This is a genomic window from Isoptericola sp. NPDC060257 (genome assembly GCF_042726645.1).
GTDB lineage: Bacteria > Actinomycetota > Actinomycetes > Actinomycetales > Cellulomonadaceae > Isoptericola > Isoptericola nanjingensis.
Genome location: NZ_JBHXAW010000170.1, coordinates 1 through 9,886 on the forward strand (window position 1 = coordinate 1; position 9,886 = coordinate 9,886).

Here is a 9,886-nt window from a genome sequence, read left to right on the forward strand (position 1 = left end):
CGGGGCGGTCGTCGACCGTCCCGTCGGCGCCGTGCCCGGCCTCCGGGGTCACGCGCCCTCCCGGGTGCCCTGCCGTGCGGCCGGGCCGGTCCAGGCCAGGGCCCGCGACTGCGCCACCGGGTAGTGCCGGGCGTACTTGCGGAACTGGTTGACCTGCGACACCAGCAGGTACGCGACCCGACGGGGGTCCCACTCCTTGCGGTACCAGAGCGGGTTGGACGCACGCCGCGTCAGCTGCAGGCGACGCGTCCGGGACCGGATGGCCGGGTCGGCGACGTAGCGTCGCAGCAGGGCGCCCGGCAGCACCGTGTACAGGTGCTCGGTCGTGACCTCGCCGTCGCCGGAGAGCGGGACGTCCGGCCCGAGCACGGCGCGCGGGTCGGGGTCGAGCCCGCGCAGGTGCTCGTGCACGTAGAACTTCACCGGGTTCGCACCCGTCGACGTGACGTAGTAGTTCGAGCGGCCCAGACGCGGGTTGAGCTCGAAGAACACGTACCGCCCGTCGCGCGGGTCGTACTTGAGGTCGAAGTTCGCGACGCCCGTCCAGCCGACGTGCTCGAGCAGGCGGCGCGCCTGCTCCACGACCTCGGACTGGGTGCCCGTGACGATCGCGGCCGGGTTCCCGAGCGCGCCGGGGGCGTGCTCCTCGAGCAGCACGTGCCCGAAGGAGGAGAACCGCACCTTGCCCTGCGCGTCGCTGTAGCAGGTGAGGATCCGCATGCCGGAGTCGTCGCCCGGGATGTAGTCCTGCACGACGAACGAGCCGACGTACCCGGCGTCCTTCACGCGCCCGAGCAGGTCGAGCAGCTCGGCGCGGGTGTCCACGAGGAAGACCTTCTTCTTCCCCGCGAACTCGACGTCGTGGTAGGCCGCCGTGCTGGCCGCCTTGGCGATCACGGGGAAGGTCAGGCCGCTCGTGTCCGGCTCGGTGCCCGACGCGACGTCGTGCACGACCGTCGTCGGGTGCGCGAGGCCGAGCTCGGCGCACAGGGCCCCGAACTCCTCCTTGTCCGTGAGCCGCAGCAGCAGCTCCTCGCCCACGTAGGGCACCAGGTAGCGGTCCTCGAGGCGGTCGCGGTGCTGCACGAGCATCCGCACCAGCCAGTCGGCCGAGCCCACGACCACCAGATCGGCGTCAGCGTGCTCGTCCGCGATGCGGCGCAGGCGCGCCACGATCGCCTCGGGGTCGTCGATCCGGGGCTCCGCCACGTGCGTGAGGATGCGCGAGTGCCGCACCAGGCCGGTGGAGGCGCCGGACACGACGACCGAACGCACCCCGTACGCCTCGTGAAAGGCCCGGGCCAGGCTGTACGCGCCGATGTCGCCGCCGAGGACGACGGGCTGCAGCCTCCGCTGCGGGGTCTGCGTCACGATGCCTCCTTCGTCGCGGCGCCGCCGGCCGACGTGCCGGCCGGCGCTCCCGCCGCGGTGTTCGCCGCGTAGTTCCGGCGCAGCGCCTCCAGCGGGTAGAACTGCCGGTACTTGCGCACGTGGTTGAGCATCGCCGTGAGCACGTACAGGCGGCGACGGGGCGACGCGTCCGCCTTGTAGCGCAGCGGGTGCACCGTGCGCCTGGAGCGCTGCAGCCGCACGACGCGGGCGTGCAGCTCCGGGTCCAGCACGTACGAGCGCAGCAGTCGCTTCGGCACGACGGCGTACAGGACCTCCCGGTCCGCCGTCACCGGCTCGCGCCGCACGCCGTGCACGACGTCGTCCACCAGGGCCTCGGTCGGGTTCTGCCCGCCCGCGGTGAGGTAGTAGTTGTTCCGGCCGATGCGCGGGTTCTGCTCGAAGAACTTGAACACGCCGTCGCGCGGGTCGAGCTTGACGTCGAAGTTCGCGAACCCGCGCCAGCCGGTGTGCTCGAGGATCCGCTGGGCGGCGTCGAGGATCTCGTCGATCGGCTCGACGATCATCGCCGACGGGTTGCCGCGCGCGGCCGGCGTGCGCTCCTCGAGGAGCACCTGCGCCGAGGAGCGCAGCGTGACCCGCCCGCTCGAGTCGGCGTAGGCCGTGACCGACCGCATCCGCGTGTCGTCGCCCGGGATGTTCTCCTGCACCAGGAAGCGCCCGCGGAAGCCGGCCTCGCGCAGCGAGATCATCAGCCGGTCCAGCTCGGCCGGCGTCGCGATCTCGTAGATCTTCTTCTTCCCGGCGAACTGCACGTCGTGGTAGTCGGCGCTGCTCGCGGGCTTGGCGATGACCGGGAAGTCGAAGCCGACGGGCAGCGGCTCCCAGCCGGGCTCTTCGGCCCGGGCGAAGTCCTGGATCACCGTGGCCGGCGTCGGGATCCCGAGCCCCGCGCACACCTCCTGGAACTCCGCCTTGTCGGAGATCCGGTCGATGAGCGCGGCGTCCGCGAACGGGACGACGTAGCCGGCGGCCTCGAGCTCCCCGCGGTGGTGCACGAGCACGCGCACCACCCAGTCCATGTTGGTGAGGAGCACGAGGGTGCGGCCGGGAGCCGACAGCCGGCCCGCGACGTCCTGGAGCGCCCCGACGATCTGCTCGGGCGCGGTGCCGGACAGCTCGGTGTCCATGATCTGCGAGTGCGCGATCGGGCCCGGCTCGGCGAAGGCGACGACGGTGGTGCGCACGCCGTAGCGCTCGTGGAACGAGCGGGCGAGGGCGTACACACCGATGTCCGAGCCGACGATGACGGGCTGGAACCCGGGGCCGGCGTCGGTGCTGGTGGTGCTCACGGGTGCGCTCATGCCTCCTGCTCGGAGCGGTCGGCCGACCACTCGGTGTGGAAGGTGCCCTCGCGGTCGGTGCGGCGGTAGGTGTGCGCACCGAAGAAGTCGCGCTGCGCCTGGATGAGCGCGGCGGGCAGCCGCTCGGCGCGCACGCCGTCGTAGTAGGCGAGGGACGAGGAGAACGCGGGGGTCGGGACGCCGTTGAGGGCGGCCTGCGACACGACCCGACGCCAGGCGGCGAGGCCGTTCCCCACGGCGTTCGTGAAGTACTCGTCCGCGAGGAGCAGCGGCAGCGCGGCGTCGCGCTCGTACGCCTCGGTGATGCGGTTGAGGAAGCGGGCGCGGATGATGCAGCCGCCGCGCCAGATGCGGGCCATGGCACCGCGGTCGATGTCCCAGCCGTACTCGGCGGAGGCGGCGGCGATCTGGTCGAAGCCCTGGCTGTACGCGACGACCTTCGACGCGTACAGCGCGAGGCGCACGTCCTCGACGAAGGTGTCGCGGTCCGCGATCTCCCAGGTCCCGGCGTCGGCGGGCAGCGCGGCGCGGCCGGCCTCGCGCTGCGGCACGGAGCCGGACAGCGCGCGGGCGAACGTCGCCTCGGCGATGCCGGTGATCGGCACGCCGAGGTCGAGGCCGTTCTGCACCGTCCAGCGGCCGGTGCCCTTCTGCTCGGCCTGGTCGAGCACGATGTCGACGAACGCGCTGCCGGTGGCCGCGTCGACGTGCTGCAGCACGTCGGCGGTGATCTCGATGAGGAACGACTCGAGGTCGCCGGTGTTCCACTCGGCGAAGATCTGCCCGATCTCGGCCGCGGACGCGCCCAGCCCCTGCTTGAGCAGGTCGTAGGCCTCGGCGATGAGCTGCATGTCGGCGTACTCGATGCCGTTGTGCACCATCTTGACGAAGTGCCCGGCGCCGTCGGGGCCGACGTAGGTGCAGCACGGCGTGCCGTCGACCTTCGCCGAGATGTCCTCGAGGATCGGGCCCAGGCTCGCGTAGGACTCGCGGGTGCCGCCGGGCATGATCGACGGGCCGTTGAGCGCGCCCTCCTCGCCGCCCGAGACGCCGGTGCCCACGAAGTGCAGGCCCTTCGCGCTGAGGTCCTTCTCGCGGCGGATCGTGTCCGGGAAGTGGGCGTTGCCGGCGTCGACGACGATGTCGCCCTCCTCCAGCAGCGGCACGAGCTCGTCGATGACGGCGTCGGTCGCCGCGCCCGCCTTGACCATGATCACGACCTTGCGGGGCCGCTCCAGGGAGGCGACGAAGTCGGCCATCGACTCGGACGGGACGAAGTCGCCCTCCTGCCCGGCGTCGGCGATCAGCGACTGCGTCTTGGCGTACGACCGGTTGTGCACCGCCACCGTGTAGCCGTGCCGCGCGAAGTTGCGGGCGAGGTTGCGGCCCATCACCGCAAGGCCGGTCACGCCGATCTGGGCACGAGCTGTCATCGTTTCCCTGCTTCCGTCGGTTCTCGGTTCGGGTCGGGCGGCCGGGTGGCGGCGACTGGCGCACGCGCTCCCCCGCCCGGGAGCCGGGACCAGCGTAGTCGGCGCGGCGGCCGAGGTGTACGGACCATCACGATCCGGACACGACCGGCCCCCCGGTGCGTCGTTTCGCCCGACCGGCCGCGCCGGGCCGTACGGTGGCTGGCGTGACCGGCGATCGCACGGGTGACTCGAAGCGGGACCCTCGGCAGGAGACCCGGCAGGTGCCCGCCCCGTTCGCGGCCGCGCTGGCGTCCCTGCGCGAGCGGCGGCTGCGCGGCGAGGTGCACCTGGCGGAGATCCCCGGCCCCACGCGCGTGGCCCCGTACTCGGTGGCCCTCGAGGGCGAGGTCGCCGAGCCCGGGGGCGAGGAGGTCGCCACGGGCCGGTTCGTCGTCCTGCACGACCCCGAGGGGCAGGAGACCTGGCAGGGCATCTTCCGGGTCGTCACGCTGGTGCGCGCCACCCTCGAGCCCGAGCTCGCCGCCGACCCCCTGCTGGCCGACGTCGCGTGGACCTGGGTGACGGAGTCGCTCGAGGCCGCGGGCGTGGACGCCCTGGCGATCGGCGGCACCGTGACGCGCGTCCTCTCCCAGAGCTTCGGCGCGCTGGGCGCCACGCCCGACGCGGTGGACCTCGAGATCCGCGCGTCCTGGACGCCCACCGACACCGACCTCGGGATGCACCTCGCCGTGTGGGGCGACCTCATGGCGACGGCCGGCGGCCTGCCCCCGCTGCCCGACGGCGTCGCCTCGCTCGCCGCCCGGTCGGGCGGTCGCGGGCACCCGCGCCCCGGGTCCCGACCGCATACCGTGGGGCCATGAGCTCAGCAGTCCCCCCGACCGCCACCGACGTCGTCCCGCTCACCGAGCCGGCGGACGGCGTCGGGCGCGTCGTCGACACCCCGGCCGCCCTCGACCGCGTGGTCGAGCGGTTCGCGACCGGCACCGGTCCCGTCGCCGCCGACGCGGAGCGCGCCTCGGGCTACCGCTACGGTCAGGCCACCTACCTGGTCCAGCTGCGCCGCGAGGGCGCCGGCACGGCGCTCCTCGACCCGGTCGCGCTGCCCGACCTGTCGGCGATCGGCGACGCCGTGGGCGACGCCGAGTGGGTGCTGCACGCCGCCTCCCAGGACCTGCCGGGGCTCGCCGAGCACGGGCTGCGGCCGGCGCGCGTCTTCGACACCGAGCTCGCCGCGCGCCTGCTGGGCCTGGAGCGCGTGGGCCTCGCGGCGGTCGTCGCGGAGCTGCTCGGCCTGGGCCTCGCCAAGGAGCACTCCGCCGTCGACTGGTCCACGCGGCCCCTGCCCGAGGACTGGCTGCGCTACGCCGCGCTCGACGTCGAGGTGCTGGTGGACCTGCGCGACCGCCTGGCGGAACGGCTCGACGCGGACGGCAAGGCGGAGTGGGCGGCCCAGGAGTTCGAGGCCGAGCGCACCGCGCCTCCCCCGGCACCGCGCGTCGACCCGTGGCGGCGCACGTCGGGCACGCACACGCTGCGCGACCGGCGTCAGCTGGCCGTGGTCCGCAGCCTCTGGCTGGCGCGCGACGCGAGCGCTCGCGCCCGCGACGTCTCCCCCGGCCGGGTGCTGCCGGACCGCGCCATCGTGGCCGCCGCCCGCGCGCTGCCGCGCACCGTGCCGCAGCTCACCGCCCTGCCGGAGTTCGCGGGCAAGGCCACGCGCCGCCGCGCGCCCGCCTGGCAGCGCGCGATCGACGAGGCCCTCGCCCTGCCCGACGACCGGCTGCCGAGCCAGCGCGGCCCGCGTACCGACGGACCGCCCCAGCCGCGCACCTGGGCCGACCGAGACCCCGTCGCAGCCCGGCGGCTCACGACGGCCCGCGACCTCCTCGCCACGATGTCCGGCGACCTGCACGTGCCGGTCGAGAACCTGCTGCAGCCGGACGCCCTGCGCCGCCTGTGCTGGACGCCGCCGGACCCGGCCCGCTCGGCAGAGATCGCGGAGTTCCTCCGGGGTCGCGGCGCGCGTCCGTGGCAGGTCGAGCTGGTCGCGACCCCGCTCGAGGACGCCTTCTCCACCGTCTCCTGACCTCCGACCCGTCAGGTGAGACGGGGTCTCAGAGTGGTCTATCCTGGTTCCCGGTACTCGCGGTAGCGTGTACCTCGGCGCCGGCCCCACCGGGTCGTCGCCCGAGAGCGGCGTCGCTCGTCGGACGCCGAAGTCCCGACCCCCGCCTGCGGATGGAGCTTCCATGACCACACGGAACCCGGCCCGCCGCGCGCTGCGCGACGTCGTCTTCGTCGAGGGCGTGCGCACGCCGTTCGGCAAGGCCCGGCCCGACGGCCTGTACGCCGAGACCCGAGCCGACGACCTCGTCGTCAAGGCCGTCCGCGAGCTGCTGCGCCGCCACCCCGAGCTGCCGGGCGAGCGCGTGGACGAGGTGGCCATCGCCGCCACCACCCAGCAGGGCGACCAGGGCCTGACCCTCGGCCGCACCGTGGGGATGCTCGCCGGCCTCCCCCAGACCGTCCCGGGCTTCGCCATCGACCGCATGTGCGCGGGCGCCATGACCGCCGTCACGACGACCGCCGCCGGCATCGCGACCGGCAGCGCCGACGTCGTCATCGCGGGCGGCGTGGAGCACATGGGCCGCCACCCGATGGGCTTCGACGCCGACCCGAACCCGCGCTTCCTCTCCGAGAAGCTCGTGGACCCCGAGTCGCTCAACATGGGCGTCACGGCCGAGAACCTGCACGACAAGTTCCCGCACCTCACCAAGGAGCGCGCGGACGCCTACGCCGTCAACAGCCAGGCCAAGTACGCCAAGGCGCTCGCCAACGGCGACGTCGGCCCGGAGCTCGTCCCCGTCGCCGTGCGCTCCGCCGAGCAGGGCTGGGGCCTGGCCACCGCCGACGAGCTGCCCCGCCCCGGCACCACCGTCGAGGGCATCGCGAACCTCAAGACGCCGTTCCGCCCGGGCGGACGCGTCACCGCGGGCAACGCGTCCCCGCTGACCGACGGAGCCACCGCCGCGCTGCTCGCCTCGGGCGACACCGCCGCCGAGCTGGGCCTGCCCGTCGCGATGCGCCTGGTCTCGTCCGCGTTCGCCGGCGTCGACCCGTCGATCATGGGCTACGGCCCGGTCCCCGCCACCGACCGGGCGCTCGCCCAGGCCGGGCTGACCATCGACGACATCGGCCTGTTCGAGATCAACGAGGCCTTCGCCGTGCAGGTGCTGAGCTTCCTCGACCACTACGGCATCGCCGACGACGACGAGCGCGTCAACCCGTACGGCGGCGCCATCGCCATGGGCCACCCGCTGGCCAGCTCGGGCGTGCGCCTCATGACGCAGCTCGCGCACCAGTTCGCGCAGCACCCCGAGGTCCGGTACGGCATCACCACCATGTGCGTGGGCCTCGGCCAGGGCGGCACCGTGATCTGGGAGAACCCGCACCACGCCGACTACTCCGGCCACACCACCGCGACGACCGCGACGGACGAGGAGAACTGACCACGATGCCCTCGAACACGACCGAGAACACCTCCGGCGTCCGCGCCGAGCGCGTCACGCACTCCCTCGTCCGGGACGTCGAGCTCCCGGGCGGCGCGGGCACCCTCGCGCTCGTCACGCTGGACAACGGCCTCGACCACACCAAGCCCAACACCCTGGGCCCCGAGGGCATGGCCGAGCTCACCGCGGCGCTGACCGCGCTGCAGGAGCGCGCGGGCCGCGGGGAGATCGCCGCCGTCGCCGTCACCGGCAAGCCGTACTTCCTCGCCGCGGGCGCCGACCTGCTGCAGGTCTCCACCGTCACCTCGCACGAGCAGGCGCTCGAGCTGGGCCGGTCCGGCCACGCCGCCTACGAGCTGCTGCACACCATGGGCGTGCCCACGTTCGCGTTCGTCAACGGGCTGGCGCTCGGCGGCGGTCTCGAGGTCGCGCTCAACTGCGACTACCGCACGGTGTCGTCCGACGCCCCCGCGCTCGGCCTGCCCGAGACCGGCCTCGGCCTCATCCCGGGCTGGGGCGGCGCCTACCTCGTGCCGCGTCTCGTGGGCATCGAGAAGGCCGTCGACGTGATTCTCACGCGCCCCGCGACGCAGAAGCCGTTCAAGGCGGCCGAGGCCGCGCAGATCGGCCTCGTGGACCAGCTCCTCGAGCCGGCCGACTTCCTCGAGCAGTCGATCCTGTGGGCGTCGCGGGTGCTGCGCGGCGACGTCGAGGTCCCCCGCCGCGAGCTCGACCCCCAGCCGGTGTGGGACGCCGTCGTCGCGGCCACGCGCCAGCGGCTCGACGCCGTCGTCGCGGGCTCGCGCCCGGCGCCGTACCGCGCCCTGGACCTGCTCGCGGCGGCCCGGACGGCCACCCGCGAGGAGGCCTTCGCGGCCGAGGACCAGGCGCTGGCGGACCTCATCATGTCCGACGAGATGCGCGCCAGCGTCTACGCCTTCCAGCTCGTCTCGGGCGGCAAGAAGCCCGTCGGCGCCCCGGACAAGAGCCTCGCCCGACCGGTCACCCGGGTCGGCATCGTCGGCGCCGGCCTCATGGCCGCGCAGATCGCGCTGCTCGTCGCGCAGCGCCTCGGCGTCCCCGTCGTCATGCGCGACCTGGACCAGGAGCGGGTCGACAAGGGCCTCGGCTTCGTCCGGTCCACGGTCGAGAAGCTCGTCGGCCGCGGGCGGATGACGCCCGAGGCCGCCGCGCGCATCGTCGCGAGCGTCACCGGCACCACCGACATCGGCGAGTTCGCCTCCTGCGACGTGGTGATCGAGGCGGTCACCGAGGTCATGGGCCTCAAGAAGAAGGTCTTCGCCGAGCTCGAGGGCATCGTCCGCGAGGACACGATCCTCGCGACGAACACCTCCGCGCTGTCCGTCACCGAGATGGCGGCCGACCTCCGGCACCCCGAGCGCGTCGTGGGCATCCACTTCTTCAACCCTGTGGCCCAGATGCCGCTGGTCGAGGTCGTCAAGGCCGAGCGGACCTCCGACGAGGCGCTGGCCACGGCGTTCGCCATCACGAAGAAGCTGCGCAAGACGGCGGTGCTCGTCGCCGACCGGCCCGGCTTCGTCGTCAACCGGCTGCTCGTGCTGGTCATGGGCAAGGTCGTCGAGGCCATCGAGAACGGCACGTCCGTCGAGGTGGCCGACACGGCGCTGGCGCCGCTGGGCTTCCCGATGCCGACCTTCGAGCTCTTCGACCTCGTCGGCCCCACTGTCGGCCTGCACGTGCTCACCTCGCTGCGCGAGGACCTGGGCGACCGGTTCCCGACCTCCCCCGGCCTGGAGAAGCTGGTCGCGGACGGCACGCGCGTCGTGCTCGACCGTCCGGCCCCCGGGCTGCCCAAGCCGGTCGACCCGGCGATCCAGGCGGTCTTCGGCGAGGCGCTCCCGGCCGGCGAGCAGGGCCGGCACGGCACCCCCGTGCTCGACGCCGCGGGCGTGCTGGACTCCGTGCTCACGGCGCTGACGGTCGAGATCGGTCACATGCTCGACGAGGGCGTGGTCGCCGGGCCGCAGCAGATCGACCTGTGCATGATCCTCGGCGCCGGGTGGGGCTTCCACACCGGCGGCATCACGCCGTACCTCGACCGCGCCGGGTACTCGGCGAAGGTCCTGGGCCGGCGGATCCTGCCCGACGGCGTCGCCAACGTCCCCGAGGCCGTCGCCTGACACGCCCTCCTCGGAGACCCGAGCCGCACGGCTCACGACGCACCGGTGGCCCGGTCCCTCGCCGGGAC

Annotated in this window: 7 protein-coding genes; 4 read left to right on the top strand and 3 right to left on the bottom strand. The window is 73.9% G+C overall.

Annotated features, from left to right (window positions below; all coding sequences use genetic code 11):
• Positions 1-48: 48 nt before the first annotated feature.
• The 3 genes from ACFWEK_RS14120 to gndA are packed head-to-tail and all read right to left on the bottom strand — an operon-like array spanning position 49 to position 4,147.
• A complete protein-coding gene (locus ACFWEK_RS14120; protein ID WP_430545288.1) occupies positions 49-1,371 on the bottom strand; it encodes a carboxylate--amine ligase in 1,323 nt (440 codons plus the stop codon).
• Entirely contained in the window at positions 1,368-2,714 is a 1,347-nt protein-coding gene (locus ACFWEK_RS14125) for a hypothetical protein (protein WP_430554459.1), read from the bottom strand. Before ACFWEK_RS14125 ends, ACFWEK_RS14120 begins: the two co-directional genes overlap by 4 nt.
• A complete protein-coding gene (gene gndA, locus ACFWEK_RS14130; RefSeq protein WP_430545286.1) occupies positions 2,711-4,147 on the bottom strand; it encodes an NADP-dependent phosphogluconate dehydrogenase in 1,437 nt (478 codons plus the stop codon). Before gndA ends, ACFWEK_RS14125 begins: the two co-directional genes overlap by 4 nt.
• A gap of 203 nt (positions 4,148-4,350) precedes the next feature.
• Between gndA and ACFWEK_RS14135 the strand changes: the two genes are divergently transcribed.
• From ACFWEK_RS14135 to ACFWEK_RS14150, 4 genes are all read left to right on the top strand, one after another.
• Positions 4,351-5,007, top strand: coding sequence for a DUF3000 domain-containing protein (locus ACFWEK_RS14135; protein ID WP_430554460.1), 657 nt, complete (start codon positions 4,351-4,353; stop codon positions 5,005-5,007).
• Entirely contained in the window at positions 5,004-6,233 is a 1,230-nt protein-coding gene (locus ACFWEK_RS14140; RefSeq protein ID WP_430545284.1) for an HRDC domain-containing protein, read from the top strand. Before ACFWEK_RS14135 ends, ACFWEK_RS14140 begins: the two co-directional genes overlap by 4 nt.
• A 163-nt stretch (positions 6,234-6,396) precedes the next feature.
• Positions 6,397-7,656 carry a thiolase family protein gene (locus ACFWEK_RS14145; protein ID WP_429763712.1) on the top strand — a complete coding sequence of 420 codons (1,260 nt, stop codon included), beginning with the start codon at positions 6,397-6,399 and terminating at the stop codon, positions 7,654-7,656.
• A gap of 5 nt (positions 7,657-7,661) precedes the next feature.
• A complete protein-coding gene (locus ACFWEK_RS14150) occupies positions 7,662-9,818 on the top strand; it encodes a 3-hydroxyacyl-CoA dehydrogenase NAD-binding domain-containing protein (RefSeq protein ID WP_430554461.1) in 2,157 nt (718 codons plus the stop codon).
• The last annotated feature ends 68 nt before the right edge of the window (positions 9,819-9,886 follow it).

Coding starts and splice junctions, on each gene's coding strand:
- ACFWEK_RS14150 (WP_430554461.1), top strand. CDS start 7,662: ATGCCCTCGAACACGACCGAGAACACCTCCGGCGTCCGCGCCGAGCGC.
- ACFWEK_RS14140 (WP_430545284.1), top strand. CDS start 5,004: ATGAGCTCAGCAGTCCCCCCGACCGCCACCGACGTCGTCCCGCTCACC.
- ACFWEK_RS14145 (WP_429763712.1), top strand. CDS start 6,397: ATGACCACACGGAACCCGGCCCGCCGCGCGCTGCGCGACGTCGTCTTC.
- gndA (WP_430545286.1), bottom strand. CDS start 4,147: ATGACAGCTCGTGCCCAGATCGGCGTGACCGGCCTTGCGGTGATGGGC.
- ACFWEK_RS14125 (WP_430554459.1), bottom strand. CDS start 2,714: ATGAGCGCACCCGTGAGCACCACCAGCACCGACGCCGGCCCCGGGTTC.